This window comes from Phyllobacterium sp. CL33Tsu (genome assembly GCF_900113985.1).
Classification (GTDB): domain Bacteria; phylum Pseudomonadota; class Alphaproteobacteria; order Rhizobiales; family Rhizobiaceae; genus Phyllobacterium; species Phyllobacterium pellucidum.
Genome location: NZ_FORJ01000001.1, coordinates 974,741 through 991,756, shown reverse-complemented (window position 1 = coordinate 991,756; position 17,016 = coordinate 974,741). Strand labels below are relative to the sequence as shown.

The window sequence follows — 17,016 nt, the reverse complement described above, 5'->3', positions numbered from 1 at the left end:
TCCCCATTAACAAATCTTTGAAACTCAGTGTATGGACCAAAAAGGTCCTTGACGCCAGTGGTACCAATTAGGTACATGGGACCTGTTAGGTACATGGTTAAGAAAGGATGAACATGTCCGAAAAGGAAAACCTAGATCTTGTTTGGGGTGTGCGTGCAATCGGCGACATCATCGGCCGCAGCTATCGTCAGACTTATCACATGATCTCCACCGGCAAGCTCCCAATGGTGAAGCAAGTTGGCGAGCGATACTTCGCCAGCCGTTCGAAGCTGATCAAGTTCTTCATGGAGGACATGGCGTAATGGCGTTGAAAACAGAAAGGCCCGGAGAGGCGGCAACCTCGTCCGAGCCATCGTTCTCAATTTCCCAGGGAAGGAAAATGTCTATGAACGCCGCAATCTTTATCACGCCGGGCCAGCCCATGGCAACCGATCCGTCCCTTGAAGCTATAAACGCACTCATAGCGGCTCACCAAGCCGTATATGCCACCGATGAGGCCGCGTGGCTGGCCGTATCAAAGATCGAAGATTCAGACCCTATGCGGGCCATCAAATTCCCATCGGTGCACATAGGCAGGACACTCATCGGAATGGATGAGCACCGGAATAACGTTTGGGAGCCGATCTACGTCTACTCCGTTGAAGATATCGACCACCACATCGACATGCATCTGCGGTCGGCATTGGCGATGTGCGGGAGCCGCGAGGATTGGAAGGAACTTGAGCGGAGAAAATACGAAGCCAAGCGGGCCGAGCATAAGGCCAACCTGGCAATTCAGAAGGCCGAGCAGAAGCGCGTTGAAGACGGCTCTGGCTATACCGACGCGCTCGAAGCTGCACGAGCCACCAACGCCGAGGTGAAAAAAATAGAGAGGGCGATCGTGGCCTTCGTTCCGCAGTCGCTCGCCGCGGCTGTCAGGCTCGCCTCCTTCGCCTGCCAGAACTTGGATGGAAATTCCTGTTTCGAGGAGAAAGACCTTCTCGCTGTACTTGCCTCGATCGGGAGGGCGCGGTCGTGCGATTGATGCGCTCCTACTATCTCCTTGCACTGCTGAAAATCTCTCATTGGTGCGCCGATCAGGCAGACGAAATCTTCGACCAGATCAATGAAGAACGCCGGCTGAAAGAACTCAATCGGAGACATTTCTGATGACTGGCCGTCACGTTTCCCGTCGCATTGTGGTCTTCAACGATTTCAAAAACGATCAGGAGGCAATTGTGGCGCCACAGCCCGAAAATGCAACAATACCCTGGATTGCTCGCGCACTGCTTCACGCCAAAGGCGACCTAATGTTAGCCGCCAAGTGGTCTGAACTGAACTCGGCACCGGATCGCGCCTTGCGCATTCTCAAGGCCGCCGCAAGCGCCGGAACCATATCGGATCCTGATTGGGCCGGTGCGCTGGCAGACTATCGCATAGCAATAGGCGCGTTTGTCGAATCCATGCGCACCCGCAGCGTGTTCTATCGGTTTTTAGCTGAGAATGCGTTCCGCAGAGTTCCGCTCCGGACTCGCATCGCGCTCACGACGATTTCGGCTACAGGCTGGATCATCGGCGAAAGCCGGCCTATTCCTCTTTCCGAGATGAACTTTGCCGGTAAGTCGCTCGAGCCTATCCATGCCGCCGCGTTGGTGGTCGTCACGGCCGAACTGGTCCAAAGTACAACCGCAGCCGGCCAGAGTTTGCTCGCCTCGGAGCTTAAAGGCGCTGTTGCTGATGTCGTAGACGAAAAGCTATTCGACATAGCACTCACAGGCATCACCCCTGTGGCTTCATCCGGATCGACCGCGGCGGCGATTGCGGCCGATCTCCGCAAACTACTGATGGCGGTAAACGTCGTCGGTCAGACATCGAATTTGGCATGGGTTTTTTCCCCAGACGTAGCCAACGGCCTTGCAGCGCTAACCACACCCGATGGGATATTCATACACCAGAATATGTCCCCGACCGGCGGCGAGTTGCTAAACCTTCCTGCCCTCGTATCGAACCGCCGACCATCTGGGACGATCATGCTTCTGGATGGTCTCGGATTTGCTGCTGACAGCGATACGATTGTCCTGGACTCTTCCGGTCAGGCCACGGTCGAAATGTCCAACACGCCAAGTTCGGACCCCGTACTGACCAGCCTATGGCAGCATAATAACACGGGACTGCTCGCCAGGGCCTTCTTCGGTGCCGAACGACTTCGCGACAATGCTGCCGCAGTTCTTACCGGCATCGAATGGGAGGCGTGAACGTGAGCACGTTTGATGGGGAAGAATTTGGCGCCAAGGTTGTCGGCGCGGTTAAAGGTTACCTTGAGCGCAAGGTGACGCCCTTGATTGAGCGGATCGAACATCTTGAACATGAGATGCTTCTCATCGAACAGCAGCTTGGCGTCAAAAAGCAGAAGCCACGTTATCGGGTTCCTAGCGGGAGAATTGATCGATGAACAATAAGCAGTTCATTGACGAGGCCCTGCGAGTGGGCAGCCGGCACTTCGATGAGAAGTCGAAGGAAATGGTGCAGGCGTCCATCGATCGCATGGTCGCAAATGGCCAAGGCCACGAGACCATAGCTGCAACGTCGGCCGAACTGCAGGCCTTTACCGCGCTCCAAAAGGCGCAGGTGATGATCGAGCTCGAACGAAACATACGTCAATACCTCAAGGATGAGGGCATGCTCTGATGGTCAAGTTGCTCAAGCCCCGTCTCGGCACGCTTGCGCCACGCCTCGGCCCTACGCCCGGCGACAGTAAGGCGCGGGACAGACATCGAGAGAAAACTCAACACTGGCGCGCCTGGTATCACTCAGCACGTTGGCAGAAGCTCCGCCTGCAGATCCTGATCAGAGACAACTACACTTGCCGGCAAACAGGCGTGTTGCTGATTGGCAAGGCACGATCTCCCAACAGCCCGGTAGTGGATCACATCATGCCTCACAACGGTGACGAGACGCTTTTCTTTGACCCTACAAACCTGCAAGCCGTGTCGAAAGAATACCACGACTCCGAGAAGCAGAAGCAGGACAGGCGCAGGGGTCTGTTTGCATGACCGGGGGGGTAGGTCAAATCGCTCGAATCCATTTCAAGCCGCACCCGCGTCCCCGTAATTCGCATAATTTTTTTGGTCAGAATGAAATTTTGGCGGAAACGCTAAAACGACGGAAAAACTTGGTCCCCACAGCATTTATTTTTTGCGGTAAGCGAGGGCGAGATGCTGAAACAGTTCGCTTTAATCGGCGATTTGAGCTTAGAAATTCAAAGAACGTAGAAAGATGGAGGAGCGAATTGAACCTACCTGCCGTATTTTTCATGGTTTGTATGTCGTTGTTTTCAATGGGAGCTCAGGCGCAGAGCAGCTGCTTTCATGAAGATGAGCTTAGATCCAAAGCTATATTTATGGAGCGTATTACCGTGCACGTTATCAGAAAGACGTGTGAGCGTAATTTTGAAAATCTAAAACCTGAAATCGAGGCTGCTTTCGTAGCATTTGCAAATACGTTTGACCGAGTGCTTCAAGAAGACAAAGCGAGGGCCCAGGTCGCCTCAGATCGCGTCCAGGGGCAATTAGGAGCGGAGGTTTGGGAGCGCGAGTTTCTAAACAACCGTACTCATGAAGTTGAGAAGTTTTCCGAAAAATTGTGCGGCGACACCATGGAGGGCTATGCGGTTCTAGCGAGGGCTTTTCAAACTCACCCCGAGAGGATCCGAACTATACTATTGCAGGATCTCGAGAATTATCGAGGATGGCTTCCGGCGTGCAAAACCAAGGAAGGCAGCATCGTCGGCCCATACTCCTGCGGAGAGGACCCCAAAACCGGTGAGTTTGACTGTGGGCCAGAGTGGGGGCGTCAATGATCACCGAAATCGAGATTGAAGACGTCGGAACCTATCGATTGCCCAACATGTGGCAGCAAAGTCGCATTGGAAAGATCAATGGACCAAACCGCGGCATTGCTCCTCTTGCATTCGGTCTCGGGATGACGATCCATCAGTTCAAAAAGCTGCCGGCCGACAGACAGGAAGCCACGCGGCAGGCTTACATGGCGCTCACGTCGCCGGCGAACATCGTGTCGATCGCACAAACCTTGTGACGATTCAGCCTTTATCGCAATATCCCGTTGTAGTTGCACTCGCTCGTCAATATTTGACCACACGGGTACAGTCATTAAAAGATGATGATAATGCTATTACTCTCTTTCCGATGGGATAGTGAGTGTAAAGAGTTTTGGGTCGTTGAAATAAGCCTTCGCAGCCAAGTTAATGTCTTCGCAAAGCGCCAAGGCTTCGTTAAAATCTATCCGTACGAGCTTGTAACATTCCCGAATCAAATCATTGAGCTCTTGAGATTTCATCTCAAAGAGCGCTCTGAGTTCTGGTGGTATAACTGTAGTGGCCATACCGGTCGAAGGATCGACAACAGAGTGAGGGGCGAGCACGTCCTGTAAAGCGCTCCTTCGATCGCTGTAGAATTGAAAACTCAGCGCAGTCGATTCATAGCGTAGTGAAAGCATTGTTGCGCGATCGATAAGATCGGCTCGCCCTGCGCGAATGAACATCTCAAAATCCTTGCTTTCAAATTTAGGATGCACTGCAGGACCGCCAATCGCTGGCTTCACTAATTGCCAAAGTGGGTGGTGGAGTTGCCGATCTGCATTCGCCCGACGTAACGAATTTTGAATGTACAACAGATTTGTGTAGTAACCGTTCGTAATTTCCTGGATCTTCAACATCGTGCGAATCGTGGTGGCTTTTTCGAGCTCGGTTCGCTCTGCGGCGGCCAACGCCCTTGCATGCCGCTGCGAACTGATGCCGAGCAGCCAAGATATAACTCCTCCTAACAGAACGCCCCCAAATCCCGCTACCAACGTCGCAGTATCTGAGCTTGGTACTTCAATGAAGATAGCTGGGTTTAAAGCGGTACTGAGTTCTTTTGCGAGGTCAATCATCGTGGAGGGCATATTTGTTGAGGTTTGTGGACCCTATATATTTGACAGCCCAAAATCAGCTATTTTTTCCAGTGGGACAACGTTCAGGTATCGACCTCACAGCGCGTGTGTCTTTCGTAACTGGATGTACAGCGCAATGAAAGCAATTTGAATCTCTCACATAAGCGGCAAAATAGTCTGTGCTGCCGCTATCCCTTTCTTGAGCTGAGTTTCCGCGATGAGCGTAATAATCGCGGGCGACACCTCATCAGCGAACTCTAAGAGGGTTTCGAGCCTATCCCTCAATTGATCGATCGGCTCCTTGCCAAAGCTCGGGATGACTTGTTGCTGCGTGGTCGGAGAGATCGAATGTTGTACCGAAACAAGTGTTCTGCAAATGTCCGTGAGTACTCCTTGATCCGATGATTTGGTAACTCGAAGCAAGATACGGTTCTGGTTACCGTTCGTGACGATATCAATATGTTGGTTTTGAAAATTGTGCGAAACCCAATGACTAAGGGAAGCCAGCGACCTCAAAAATGCGTCATCGGCGACTTTCTGTTGCATGAGCTTAGTTTGCAGTCCAATAAACTCAGCTTGCTTCCTGGCTTCTTCCGTTTGCGCCTTTAGCACCTCACGGCTTTGTTCCATTTCCTGACGAGTAAGCTTGAGTTCCTCACGCTGTGATTTCAATTCGCTCGATTGAATAAGCACTGCTACTACCAGCCAAATAAAGGCAAGCGGAGCGAATACGCCCGCAAAGAAGTCGCCTAATCCGTTCAGGTCCAGGCACGTAAGGCCTATTGCATCGGAGGAACAGTTCCCCGTTCGGGTGGCGATAATGTGTGTTAACCAGCCGATATATATGACAGTGAGCGAGATGCCCAAGCTCAACCACGACCGAAAAATACCGAAAAATTTCATTGTGTTCGCACCCCCCTTATGGGGCAGAGCAATTGCAGAGGGTTTGGTTCCCGTCAATGCATGTAGAAAATCGTTAACGTCACCAATCTGGGTGAATGGAGCCGGCGCATGGTGGCAATTAAATCATTGGTGCCATACCGACACTAGAGTTGACCGGCCCGAATGGTCTCGGCCCTTCACGCTGTTAACGCCGGTTTTCGACCACTATTTCGCGATGGTCGCCTGACAGCGCAGGTCAGGAGGCCCAGGCTTGCGGCGCTGGGCCGAGACGCGCAAGAGTTTGGAGACACATCAGTTACCTTGCCAATGCCCGGGATCCTGACCGATTCCTTGCAAGGCACTGAGACGTTTAGATACGTGAAGCATCTCTTTAATCATGCCATCGTGCCCGTCAACGACGCCCTTCGCCATAATGGCAGCAATTTCGGGCAGAACCTTTGGTAACTCGCTCTCTGGGTATACTGAAACCTTGCCAAAGATAGAGGCCACGTCTCCTGCTACGGATGAGCCAAGCACTCCCAGCCTGGCAATGTTCGCCTCGAAAATTGGCGTCTTATAGCGAGGCCAATTGACAGGAACTTCGATGTTCTTAAATTGATTGTCCCCTGCTAACTTTTCCCAAACCACACGCTGCAACTTATAGAATTGTTGAACATTGAGGCATCGCTTTTCGAGCGCAACCAACTCACCGAACAACGCTGCGGCAAGGGTTCGCTTTTCGTGCTCCCGTTCTTCGGCTCTTGCCTTTTCCTGAAGCGTGTATTGATCGAGCCGCGCACTACGATCGCGCTTGGCTTGCAATTCCTGAGAATGGATAAGATTTCGGAAACCGAAATAAGTCGTAAGCGCAACGCCCGAAAACCCGATGACGGCAGAGAAGATTGTCGCCGCCGCTGGCGATAGACCACCGCTCATAGCTCTTTCGACTAGAACAATAATGGGACGGATGCTCAACAAAATACCGAACCCTAGCGCGGAAAAGCACAGCCATGGCTTCAACCAAGTTTTCTCTGGCATATCTAATCCTGCTATGTTGCATCCATGTTGCATGGATTTGCCGAGTGTCACAGAAAATCGTTGGAAATCAATGGGACTCAGTTGCAACATGGCGCAACATGAAATCAACTCAGCGCCATTACCGGCACCAAGTTAAATAATTGATTTTACTATGGAAAAGTTTGGCTGGGGAACCTGGATTCGAACCAGGACTAACGGAGTCAGAGTCCGTGGGTCTACCGTTAACCTATTCCCCAACAGCCGACCGGCAGCGGCCGGTGCGGGTCGTCATATAGTTGAATTCTTGGAGGATGCAAACCCCCGATCGCATGTTTTTGGCATTTGTTTTGCCGAATGCCGGGAACAGGCGGCGGGGCGAGGAAGGGCGATCGCGATTTTGGGCTATGCGCGACGGAAAAAAGCTGTATCTGCATGAGACAGCCAGAACATTCTTCAGCAGGGATTTTAACGCATTGCCAGGCGCCCCATCCACCGGAGTGGTTTCAATCCTCCTTGCAACATATAACGGCGCCAAGTTTCTGGACGAGCAACTGGCCTCGATCGAAAACCAGATCTACCCCGCGATCGATATATGGGTTTCGGACGACGGATCGACCGACGCTACCCTGGAGGTGCTGGACGTGTGGCGCAGTAAGTGGTCGAAGGGCAGGTTCACTATCCTGCCTGGACCGTGCAAGGGCTACGCGGAGAACTTCCGCTCCCTGATCGTCAATCCCGATATCATCTCCAACTATTACGGATTTGCCGATCAGGACGACATCTGGGAGCCCGACAAGATAGCCAAGTCAGTTGCTTCGATCGAGAAAATCCCCTTGTCGACGCCCGGCTTGTTCTGCTCGCGAACCCTCGCGATAACCGAAGACGGCGAAACCATCGCGCCTTCAGCGCTGTTCAGGCGCTCACCCAGCTTTAGAAATGCGCTGGCGCAGAGTCTTGCGGGCGGCAACACCATGCTCTTCAATCATGCAGCGCGTGTCTTGCTTGCCGACGCTTCGCGCCGTACCGGCTTCGTCAGCCATGATTGGTGGATCTACCTGATCGTTTCGGGGGCCGGTGGTAAGGTTCGCTATTCCCCGGAAATGCTCATGCGCTACCGCCAGCATGTGCGCAATCAGTTCGGAACCAACGTAGGAATTATGGCGGCCATGCAGCGGTTGCGCCTGCTCTTCAAGGGACGTCTTTCCGAGTGGACCGACCTCAACTTGCAGGGGCTTGAGCGAAGCCGCGACCTGCTTACGGCGGAATCGCGCGGCATCCTCGACGAATTCAGCAAAGCGCGAGGACGCGGGCCCTTGCGACGGCTTTACTATTTCGTTCGATCCGGCGTCTATCGGCAGACTGCGCTCGGGCAGCTCGGCCTCTATGTGGCAGCGGTTCTCGGCAAGATCTGATCGGAAGCAGGCGGCGGTCAGTGATGGCCGAAATAGGCGTTGGCCACGGTCTCGGCATCGCCGTCCATCTTGACCCGCCCATGTTCGAGCCAGACAATGCGTGTGCAGTTCTTCACGAGCAGGTCTCTTGAATGGCTGGCGATGATCAGGATTTTAGTCTTGTTGACGAGATCGTGCAGGCGCTCATTGGCCTTGTGCTGGAACCCTTCGTCGCCTGTCGCCAGCCATTCGTCCATGATCAGGATCTCCGGCTGAATTACTGTCGAGATTGAGAAGGCAAGGCGTAGCTGCATGCCGGTTGAATAGGTACGCACCGGCATGTCGAGGAAGTTGCCGAGCTCCGAGAATTCCTCGATCTCCGCCAACCGTTCTGCGAGTTCCTTTTTCTTGAAGCCGAGGAGCGCGCCGCGAATTCCGATATTTTCCCGGCCCGTCGCCTCGGGGTCGATGCCGAGCGAAATGTTGATCAGCGACGTGCACTTGCCATTGATGGTGATATTGCCGCCGGACGGGTAGTAGACGCCGCTCATGACGCGCAGGAGCGTTGTCTTGCCCGATCCATTATGGCCGATCAGCCCGAGCCGCTCACCCTCCTTGAGGCTGAGCGTGACGTTCTCGAGCCCGCGAATGACGACATGACCTTCCGGGTTCGAGCCGATGGTGCCACCCGTCGCCAGACTCATGACCTGGTTCTTCAGCGATCTGCTGCGCGTGTTGTAGATCGGAAAATCCACGGTCACATTTTCAAGGTGCATCGACGTCATGTCTGCCTGCGCAAATTGGAGCGGGGATGTAATGTTCATAGCCAATAAGTAATCCGGGTGCGGTAGCGATTAAGAAACAGGAGTGCGACGACCCAACCGATAAGGGCCATGCCGATGGAGACGACCCAGTTGAGCGGTGTTGCCACGCCGCCGAGCAGGGGTTCGCGCACGATGCTGATGAGATGATAGAACGGATTGTAGTCGAGCATGAGCTGCGAGCGCGCGCCGCCCGGGAGGTTTTTCGGCATCCACATGATCGGCGTCACATACATGCCGACCTGCATGATATTCTGGACGATCTGCGTCAAATCGCGATAGCGCGTGCACAGAACCGCCAGAATGACCATCACCCAAAGCAGGTTGACCGACACCAGGATGAAGCCCGGAATGGCCAATAGTGCGTCGAAATTGACAAACTTGCCGAAGATCAAGAGGACGAGAGGGAAGATGATGATGTTGTGGGCGAGGATGATGGTATTGCGCCACCAGGTCCGCAGGATATAGGTGAAAAACGGGATTGGAAGCTGCAGCATCGTCTCGGTATTGGCAACGAAGCTGCCGCAACCCTCGGTCACGAGGCTCGAGAAATAACCCCACATGATCAGGCCGACGCATATGAACGGCAGGAACTCCGACATGGGCGTGTTGAAGATCGTGCCGAAAACCAATCCGAGCGCGCCGATAAGCACACCCATGTTGATCGTGAGCCAGAAAGCGCCGACGCTCGATCTGCGGTAGCGCTGGGCAACGTCCTGCCATCCGAGCAGCGCCGCCAGTCGAAAATTGGCAAGGGACGCGGAAATATCTTGCCATGCCGTCATCTTTTGCGAAGTCGCTGTGGCCATCGAATTGCAGTCTCTCTTCTGTCGTCCTTTTGCAGAGCCTCGCGGTTAGCACATTAGATTGGGACTTAATAGTGACTGCCTGTCGCAATTCGGAAGCGAGAAATGGCGACGGTCTGGCGGTGCGGTCGATTTCATGCCGCTTTTCCCCCTTAAGCGGCAAACCTCCTCTGGCGGGAGATCGCCCATTGAGGAGTTGTCCTATCCAAGCGGATAGGATAACGGTTCCAAGCTATCGATAACGTAGGAATTTGGCTTACATGAAGGGTATTATTTTAGCTGGCGGCAGCGGAACGCGGCTTTATCCACTGACAATTGCGGTGTCAAAGCAGATCTTGCCGATTTACGACAAGCCGATGATCTTCTACCCGCTGAGCGTACTCATGCTCGCAGGTATCCGGGACATTCTGATCATATCGACACCGCGCGATCTGCCGGTATTCCGCGACCTTTTCGGGGATGGCAGCGATTTCGGCCTCAATTTGACATTTGCCGAGCAGCCGCAGCCCAACGGCCTCGCGGAAGCCTTCATCATCGGGCGCGAATTCATCGGCAACGACCCTGTCGCCATGGTACTTGGCGACAATATTTATTACGGCGACGGCCTGTCGCGATTGTGCAAGGAAGCCGCCGACCGCAAAAAGGGCGCTTCGGTTTTCGCCTATCACGTCGAGGATCCCGAACGCTATGGCGTGGTCGAGTTTGACCGCGCAACCAAGCGGGCGATCTCGATTGAGGAAAAGCCGCAGAAGCCGAAATCCAATTGGGCGGTCACCGGCCTTTATTTCTACGACAACGACGTTGTCGATATTGCGGCCAACATCAAGCCGTCGGCGCGCGGCGAACTGGAGATCACCGCCGTCAACAATATGTACCTCGAGCGCGGCGATTTGCATGTGCAAAGGTTGGGGCGCGGCTATGCCTGGCTGGACACCGGGACCCACGACAGCCTGCACGAGGCGTCATCCTTCGTCAGGACGATCGAGCACCGCCAGGGCGTCATGATCGCCTGCCCGGAGGAGATTGCCTATCAGAACCGTTGGATCAACGATGAGCAGGTTCTGGCTCGGGCCGCGCAGCTTGGAAAGACCGGCTATGCCGCCTATCTGCGCCGGCGTATTGCGGAGCTTGCGACAGATGCTTGATATCCGCCCCCTCGGCCTCGACGGCGTCCTCGAGATCGCGCCGAAGCGTTTCGGCGACGACCGCGGCTTCTTTTCGGAAACCTATAACGCGGCCCTGTTCAAGGATGCCGGAATCGACCTCGTCTTCGTGCAGGACAATCACTCGCTCTCGGTTGCCAAGGGCGTGCTGCGCGGGCTGCATTACCAATTGCCGCCGAAGGCGCAGGACAAGCTGGTGCGCGTCGTTCGCGGCTCGATCATCGACGTTGCAGTCGATATTCGCAAAGGCTCGCCGACCTTCGGCAAGTGGGTTGCGCTTGAACTTTCCGCTGCGAAATGGAACCAGATTCTCGTTCCCAAGGGCTTCGCCCACGGGTTCATGACGCTCGAGGAAAATACCGAGGTCGTCTACAAGGTTACCGATTATTATTCGCCGGCACATGACCGTTCGATCCGCTTCGATGATCCGGAGATCGGCATCGACTGGCCTATCGCCACAGATTTGATCCAGCTTTCGGACAAGGACCGCGCGGCGCCGCCGCTCGCCGACGCTGAAACCTTCATTTATTGACGGAGTTTATTTGATGCGGATTCTCGTTACTGGGGGTGCTGGATTTATCGGCTCGGCGGTTTGTCGCCAGCTTGCAGCCAATCCGGGCAATCATGTGGTCAACCTCGACAAGCTGACCTATGCCGGTAATCTCACATCGCTGCGCCAGATCGAAAACTATCCGAACTACCGCTTCGTGCAGGCCGATATTTGCGACGATGCGACGATGCTGGACCTGCTGCGGAGCGAGAAGATCGACGCTGTCATGCACCTTGCAGCGGAGAGCCATGTCGATCGCTCCATCGATGGCCCCGGTGCATTCATCGAGACGAACATCGTCGGCACATTCCGCCTGCTCAATGCCGCACTGGCCTATTGGCGCGAATTGCCGGCCGACGCAAAGAGCGCCTTCCGCTTTCACCACATCTCTACGGACGAGGTATTCGGCGACCTACCCTTCGACAGCGGCATGTTCACCGAAGAGACGCCCTACGCACCGTCTTCCCCCTATTCGGCATCGAAGGCGGCATCTGACCATCTGGTGCGCGCCTGGCACGAGACCTATGGCCTGCCGGTGGTGCTATCCAACTGCTCAAACAATTACGGGCCGTTCCATTTTCCGGAGAAATTGATTCCTCTCGTTATCCTGAACGCCCTCGATAGCAAGCCATTGCCCGTCTACGGCAAGGGCGCCAATGTCCGCGACTGGCTTTATGTCGAGGACCACGCGCGCGCGCTCGAGACCGTTGTTACCAAGGGCGCCGTGGGCGAGAGCTACAATATCGGCGGCCACAACGAAAAGACCAACCTGAATGTCGTTGAAACGATCTGCGATATTCTGGATCAGAAGCGGCCGCGCAAGGGTGGCGGGCGCTACCGCGACCTGATCACCTTCGTATCCGACCGGCCCGGCCATGATCGCCGCTACGCCATCGATGCCTCGAAGATCGAGCGCGACCTTGGCTGGACCCCGCAGGAATCGTTCGAGACGGGTCTTGCCAAGACGATCGACTGGTACCTCGCCAATGAATGGTGGTGGGAGCCGATCCGCAGCGGCCGGTATGCAGGTGAGCGTCTTGGCGCGGACATCAAGGCGAGCGCATGAGGATCGTTGTCACCGGCACCGAGGGGCAGGTCGTACGCAGCCTCGTCGAGCGTGCTGCGCGCCATGGCGATATCGAAATCATTGCCCTTGGGCGCCCTGATCTCGACCTTGCCGTGCCGTCAACCGTGGCCAACGCCATTGCCGAAGCGAAGCCGGATATTGTTGTTTCGGCTGCCGCCTATACGGCGGTCGATCAGGCCGAAGACGAGCCTGAGCTCGCCCACGCAATCAATGCCCTTGGCGCCGGCGCTGTGGCGCAGGCCGCTGCCGACCTCGGCGTTCCGGTCATCCATCTTTCAACCGACTATGTTTTTGCGGGCGACGGTGAAGCGCCCTACATCGAGACTGATGCGATGGGTCCGCAGGGCGTCTATGGCAGGACCAAGCTTGAAGGGGAGGCTGCGGTAATTGCCGCCAATCCGCGGCACATCATCCTGCGCACGGCCTGGGTCTACAGCCCGTTCGGCAAGAACTTCGTCAAGACAATGCTGCGCCTTGCCGAAACGCGCGACCAGGTCTCGGTCGTCAGCGATCAATGGGGCAACCCCACCTCGGCAATCGATATTGCCGACGCGATCACCGAGGCGGCCAGGCGCATCGACGTTGAACCGTCGTTTACGGGCTATGGCATCTATCATCTCGCGGGGACCGGCAATATCAATTGGAGCGGCTTTGCCCGGGCAATCTTTGCATCGAGCCGCAACAATGGCGGACCTTTTGCTGAGGTCGCCGACATTGCCAGTGCCGATTATCCGACCAAGGCCAAGCGCCCCTTCAATTCGCGGCTTTCTACGGACAAGTTTTTCAAGGTTTTCGGTTGGCGCGCGCCGGACTGGCAGGTTTCAACCGAGGCCACCGTGTCGCGTCTCCTGGCGGAAGCAAAGGGCCGGGACGCTTCTTAGGCCGTCGCAGACGCACGTCTGGGTGTCCAAGGGAGAAAATGCTGCATATAGTAGCGTTTCCATAGTCGCCCTCTTCCCCAACGTGAAAAACCATGAGCAGTCTCAAATTTGGAACGAGCGGTCTGCGCGGACTGGTAACGGATCTGACCGATCCAGTTTGCATGGCCTATACGAGCGCCTTCCTGCAATATATGTGGGGCAGATACGGCACGTCCGCCGATACTACCGTTCTTGTCGGATATGATCTGCGCTCAAGCAGTTCGCGTATCGCCGGCGCCTGCATGGCGGCCATAACGGATACTGGCATGAAACCCGAAAACTGCGGACCGCTGCCAACCCCCGCGCTGGCGCTTCGCGCGATGAGGGTTGGAGTCCCCGCCATCATGGTGACGGGTAGCCACATACCCGACGACCGCAATGGTTTGAAATTCTATCGCCCGGACGGCGAAATCGACAAGGCCGACGAAGCGGGTATCCTCGCGGTCCTCGATGTCGACCGGACCGCCGCCCCGGGTCCGGCGGGCCTTCCCGCGATTTCACCGGAAGCGCTGCAGAACTATATGGCTCGCGGCCGTGCCATCCTCAGAAAAGGAACCCTGGCGGGCAAGCGCATAGGCGTCTATCAGCATAGTTCGGTTGCGCGCGACGTGCTCGTCGATCTTCTCGCGCATGCAGGCGCCACGGTCGTTGCGATAGGACGCTCTGACGTTTTCATTCCTGTGGATACGGAGGCGCTGCGTCCTGAGGATGTGGACCTTGCTGCCGCAGCAACGAACGAAAATTCGCTCGATGCTCTGGTATCGACGGATGGCGACGCCGACCGCCCGCTTATTGCCGACGAGCACGGCAATTTTTTGCGTGGCGACAGTGTTGGATTGCTGACCGCGCATTTCCTCGGCGCGGATGCGGTCGTTACGCCTGTTACGTCGAATACGGCGATCGAGCTTTGTGGCTTGTTCAAGCGGGTCTACCGGACGAAGGTCGGCTCGCCCTACGTCATTGAGGGCATGCAGCGGGCGCTCAAGGACGGTTACCATAGCGTCGTGGGCTTTGAGGCGAATGGCGGTGTGCTCCTCGGCTCTCCGGCAGACCTCGATGGCCACAGGCTCGACGCGCTCCCGACCCGCGATGCGGTGCTCCCGGTCATGAGCGTTCTCGGCATGGCGGCACGAACCGGATCGACGATATCGCAGCTTCTGGGTGGCCTGCCTTCGCGTTTCACGCGCAGCGGGCGGCTTGAACATGTTTCCGCAACCGCCAGCGGTCCGTTCCTCCAGGGTCTCCTCGATGGCGAGGCCCGCGAGCGGTTCTTTGCCGAAGTCGGGACCATTTGGGAAAACGATTCGATCGATGGCGTTCGCGTCGTCCTCGCGAGCGGTGAGGTCATCCATTTTCGTGCGTCAGGCAATGCGCCGGAATTGCGCTGTTATGCCGAAGCGTCCTCCGACGTGCGCGCGGAGGAACTTTTGGCCTGGGGACTGAGGAGCGCGGTCACTGCCCTATAGGGTAAGACTACCCGCCGGGGTTCACCGCGAACTTGGAGAACGGCGCATTGGGAATGCGCGCGTAGTAGAGCGCCGGCCCGAGGAAAATAGCCATATGGACCCATGCGATGACGATCTCGTTGGTGAAGTGCGTGATGACGAGAATCGATTGCACTGCCGAGAGCATGTAGATTGTCTGGGCGGTAGTGTTGCCTTTCATAGCCGACATATAGAGCCGCGCCATGAGATAGGCGACCAGGAAGAATTTCAGGCATCCGAACCACCAGAATGATGCAAAGGCGTCCGCCATGCCCGTGGGCGTTTCGCCGACGCCCGGCGTATAGCGCCCGAACATGGAGTCCTGCGGGATCATCAGCGATTTCTTGAACTCGGGCCCAAAGATCTGTGCCGGAACGAAGGTGAAGACCATGCTGTTCCAGTGTTCGATGCCGTAGTCGAATTCATGCGTCTCATCGATGTAGTTGATGGCTATCAAGGCGTTGGTCATTTCCGGTCCGCCCTCCTTGAGGAGACGGTTCCAGTTTTCCGCAAGATTGATATCGGCCACCGCGCTCCAGTCGCGCGTTGCCCCGTAATAGGTCGCCTGCCGGTATTCGGCGGCGCCGAGCATACCGACGATAGCGAAGAACAGGCCGGCGACGACAGCGATACGCGGCACCACCCAACGCCTCTGGAACCAGAAGGCCAACGCGATCATCAGGCAGAATTCAGCCGTTTCGCCGCGTCGCCCCGCAATGACGATGCGGTCTAGGTAAAAGATCGTGTCGAAGAGTATGATGCCAAGCGCGAGCGGCGAACTGCGCCGCGCGTAGCAGACCAGCGCTATGGCGAGGCCGTAGGTGAGAAGCCGCGCAAAGAACAGGTAGGCGACGGGGAGACCCGTAAGCTGGCCCTTCAGCCGAAGATCATCGGGAAGGTGACCGAACTTATAGAAGAAATAGGCGCCGATCACCGAGAGGACTGCGGCAGCCTTCAAAAGATGGTCTTCGCTGTAAACGTGGTCCTTCATCGGCCTGGCGCGCATGCCATAGCGCCAGCCTATGCCGCACATGGCAAGGCAGAGCGTCGAGAACAGGAGGGTTTTTGTCAGTGCCTCGTCCGAAATGAAGCGGCTATTGGCAAGCCCGGGCAATTGCGGAAGGATGAAGCTGAGGAAGATGCCAGCTGCGAAAAATGGAAAATGATAGAACCGCCCTGGCACCAGCAGGCCGTAAACCAGCATTCCAAAACAAAGAAGAGTGAGAATCCAGAGCGCCGACCAGTCCATATTTCCAATCTCGGTTGCAGCGTTGAATCAACCGCAGCCGGGCGCCGGAATCAATTTGTCCATAAGGGGTAACGGAAATTAAAAGACCGCCTTCTGCGCCGGAAGGCCAGTTGATCCGACCGCAATCTTAGCCGAATGGGTGAGGACTTCCGATATGTGATGCCTGAAGGGCGAGCCGGTCAGGCCGTTCCGCGCGCCGCTCCTGCCTTCGGTGTCTTCTTTGAGCTCTCCGGATCGCTGGTTTCGTTCTCGACCATGGCGCTCAAGCGCTGGTAGATGCCAAGGCCGATGATAAGCGCGACGCCGGTGAAAAGCAGAAGCGTCGGATAGATCATCATCCGCAGATCCTCCTTGCCGGCCTCGAAGACGGCGACGAGACCCTCAAGGAACACGGCGATGGCGATCGTGGAAATGAACTTCGTCAGGCTGCGCCGCGCTTCAGCGGCCTGCCGCATCTCCCGGCCACGGATCGCTTCTTCCTCGAGGAGATATTTTCCGACATCGAACACCGCAATGGCAATGACTGTATAGCCAACGGCTTCGAGCAGCGTTGCTCCAATGTCGGTTCTGTCGATCAGGAGGGAGCGCACGACTTCATAGGCCGCATAGGCGATCAGCCCGAACGCAAGCAGCATAAGGAATGCGCTTGCGACACCGAACGCAATGCGCGTAATCCGGTCAAACATCATCGGCCACTTTCCCTTCTCCTATCCCATT

22 protein-coding genes and 1 tRNA gene are annotated in these 17,016 nt (G+C 55.9%); 15 read left to right on the top strand and 8 right to left on the bottom strand.

All coding sequences use genetic code 11. From position 1 onward, the window contains the following. Window positions 1-113 precede the first annotated feature (113 nt). The 9 genes from BM074_RS04925 to BM074_RS04890 all read left to right on the top strand — a co-directional run bounded on the left by BM074_RS04925 (window position 114) and on the right by BM074_RS04890 (window position 4,074). Window positions 114-302 carry a hypothetical protein gene (locus BM074_RS04925; protein WP_091920176.1) on the top strand — a complete coding sequence of 63 codons (189 nt, stop codon included), beginning with the start codon at window positions 114-116 and terminating at the stop codon, window positions 300-302. Continuing rightward, window positions 302-1,024, top strand: coding sequence for a hypothetical protein (locus BM074_RS04920; RefSeq protein ID WP_139217632.1), 723 nt, complete (start codon window positions 302-304; stop codon window positions 1,022-1,024). The genes BM074_RS04925 and BM074_RS04920 overlap by 1 nt, the downstream gene beginning before the upstream one ends. After that, entirely contained in the window at window positions 1,015-1,149 is a 135-nt protein-coding gene (locus BM074_RS23420; protein ID WP_280139065.1) for a hypothetical protein, read from the top strand. The genes BM074_RS04920 and BM074_RS23420 overlap by 10 nt, the downstream gene beginning before the upstream one ends. Further along, the gene (locus tag BM074_RS04915; RefSeq protein ID WP_091920161.1) at window positions 1,149-2,234 is read left to right on the top strand and encodes a phage major capsid protein; all 1,086 of its coding nucleotides are present in this window, start codon (window positions 1,149-1,151) and stop codon (window positions 2,232-2,234) included. Before BM074_RS23420 ends, BM074_RS04915 begins: the two co-directional genes overlap by 1 nt. Window positions 2,235-2,236: 2 nt before the next feature. Next, window positions 2,237-2,431 carry a hypothetical protein gene (locus BM074_RS04910; protein WP_091920159.1) on the top strand — a complete coding sequence of 65 codons (195 nt, stop codon included), beginning with the start codon at window positions 2,237-2,239 and terminating at the stop codon, window positions 2,429-2,431. Then, entirely contained in the window at window positions 2,428-2,667 is a 240-nt protein-coding gene (locus tag BM074_RS04905; protein WP_091920157.1) for a hypothetical protein, read from the top strand. Before BM074_RS04910 ends, BM074_RS04905 begins: the two co-directional genes overlap by 4 nt. After that, a complete protein-coding gene (locus BM074_RS04900; RefSeq protein ID WP_091920155.1) occupies window positions 2,667-3,032 on the top strand; it encodes an HNH endonuclease in 366 nt (121 codons plus the stop codon). The genes BM074_RS04905 and BM074_RS04900 overlap by 1 nt, the downstream gene beginning before the upstream one ends. Before the next feature lie 236 nt (window positions 3,033-3,268). Then, window positions 3,269-3,838 carry a hypothetical protein gene (locus BM074_RS04895; protein WP_091920153.1) on the top strand — a complete coding sequence of 190 codons (570 nt, stop codon included), beginning with the start codon at window positions 3,269-3,271 and terminating at the stop codon, window positions 3,836-3,838. After that, window positions 3,835-4,074 (top strand): hypothetical protein, encoded by a 240-nt coding sequence (locus tag BM074_RS04890; RefSeq protein WP_091920151.1) that lies wholly within the window; start codon window positions 3,835-3,837, stop codon window positions 4,072-4,074. The genes BM074_RS04895 and BM074_RS04890 overlap by 4 nt, the downstream gene beginning before the upstream one ends. A 96-nt stretch (window positions 4,075-4,170) precedes the next feature. Here BM074_RS04890 and BM074_RS04885 read toward each other — a convergent pair whose 3' ends face one another. From BM074_RS04885 to BM074_RS04870, 4 genes are all read right to left on the bottom strand, one after another. Further along, window positions 4,171-4,929: a hypothetical protein gene (locus BM074_RS04885; RefSeq protein ID WP_139217630.1), complete on the bottom strand. Its 759-nt coding sequence runs from the start codon at window positions 4,927-4,929 to the stop codon at window positions 4,171-4,173. Between the two features lie 156 nt (window positions 4,930-5,085). Continuing rightward, window positions 5,086-5,832, bottom strand: a complete 747-nt coding sequence (locus tag BM074_RS04880; protein WP_091920147.1) for a hypothetical protein — start codon at window positions 5,830-5,832, stop codon at window positions 5,086-5,088. 291 nt (window positions 5,833-6,123) lie between these two features. Then, entirely contained in the window at window positions 6,124-6,849 is a 726-nt protein-coding gene (locus BM074_RS04875; protein WP_091920145.1) for a hypothetical protein, read from the bottom strand. 162 nt (window positions 6,850-7,011) lie between these two features. Beyond that, a tRNA-Gln gene (locus BM074_RS04870) sits at window positions 7,012-7,085 on the bottom strand. Between the two features lie 240 nt (window positions 7,086-7,325). On the opposite strand from BM074_RS04870, the gene BM074_RS04865 reads away from it, so the two are divergent. Continuing rightward, window positions 7,326-8,240 carry a glycosyltransferase family 2 protein gene (locus BM074_RS04865; protein ID WP_244532734.1) on the top strand — a complete coding sequence of 305 codons (915 nt, stop codon included), beginning with the start codon at window positions 7,326-7,328 and terminating at the stop codon, window positions 8,238-8,240. Window positions 8,241-8,257: 17 nt separating this feature from the next. Here the strand turns inward: BM074_RS04865 and BM074_RS04860 are convergent, their stop codons facing one another. Together BM074_RS04860 and BM074_RS04855 are read right to left on the bottom strand one after the other, a co-directional pair. Beyond that, a complete protein-coding gene (locus tag BM074_RS04860) occupies window positions 8,258-9,004 on the bottom strand; it encodes an ABC transporter ATP-binding protein (protein ID WP_091921474.1) in 747 nt (248 codons plus the stop codon). Between the two features lie 35 nt (window positions 9,005-9,039). After that, on the bottom strand, window positions 9,040-9,849 hold the full coding sequence (locus BM074_RS04855) for an ABC transporter permease (protein WP_210183739.1): 810 nt from the start codon (window positions 9,847-9,849) through the stop codon (window positions 9,040-9,042). A 257-nt stretch (window positions 9,850-10,106) separates the two neighbouring features. Here BM074_RS04855 and rfbA point away from each other — a divergent pair, with 257 nt between their 5' ends. The 5 genes from rfbA to BM074_RS04830 all read left to right on the top strand — a co-directional run bounded on the left by rfbA (window position 10,107) and on the right by BM074_RS04830 (window position 15,032). Beyond that, window positions 10,107-10,991, top strand: a complete 885-nt coding sequence (gene rfbA, locus BM074_RS04850) for a glucose-1-phosphate thymidylyltransferase RfbA (protein WP_091920143.1) — start codon at window positions 10,107-10,109, stop codon at window positions 10,989-10,991. After that, entirely contained in the window at window positions 10,984-11,541 is a 558-nt protein-coding gene (rfbC, locus tag BM074_RS04845) for a dTDP-4-dehydrorhamnose 3,5-epimerase (protein ID WP_091920141.1), read from the top strand. The genes rfbA and rfbC overlap by 8 nt, the downstream gene beginning before the upstream one ends. 13 nt (window positions 11,542-11,554) lie before the next feature. Further along, entirely contained in the window at window positions 11,555-12,625 is a 1,071-nt protein-coding gene (gene rfbB, locus BM074_RS04840) for a dTDP-glucose 4,6-dehydratase (protein ID WP_091920139.1), read from the top strand. Then, window positions 12,622-13,527, top strand: a complete 906-nt coding sequence (gene rfbD, locus BM074_RS04835; RefSeq protein ID WP_091920137.1) for a dTDP-4-dehydrorhamnose reductase — start codon at window positions 12,622-12,624, stop codon at window positions 13,525-13,527. The genes rfbB and rfbD overlap by 4 nt, the downstream gene beginning before the upstream one ends. Window positions 13,528-13,619: 92 nt before the next feature. Beyond that, window positions 13,620-15,032: a phosphomannomutase gene (locus BM074_RS04830; protein ID WP_091920125.1), complete on the top strand. Its 1,413-nt coding sequence runs from the start codon at window positions 13,620-13,622 to the stop codon at window positions 15,030-15,032. Window positions 15,033-15,039: 7 nt separating this feature from the next. Here BM074_RS04830 and BM074_RS04825 read toward each other — a convergent pair whose 3' ends face one another. Both BM074_RS04825 and BM074_RS04820 read right to left on the bottom strand, forming a co-directional pair. Beyond that, window positions 15,040-16,299: a hypothetical protein gene (locus tag BM074_RS04825; protein WP_091920123.1), complete on the bottom strand. Its 1,260-nt coding sequence runs from the start codon at window positions 16,297-16,299 to the stop codon at window positions 15,040-15,042. A gap of 179 nt (window positions 16,300-16,478) precedes the next feature. Continuing rightward, the gene (locus BM074_RS04820) at window positions 16,479-16,988 is read right to left on the bottom strand and encodes a GNAT family acetyltransferase (RefSeq protein ID WP_091920121.1); all 510 of its coding nucleotides are present in this window, start codon (window positions 16,986-16,988) and stop codon (window positions 16,479-16,481) included. Between the last annotated feature and the right edge of the window lie 28 nt (window positions 16,989-17,016).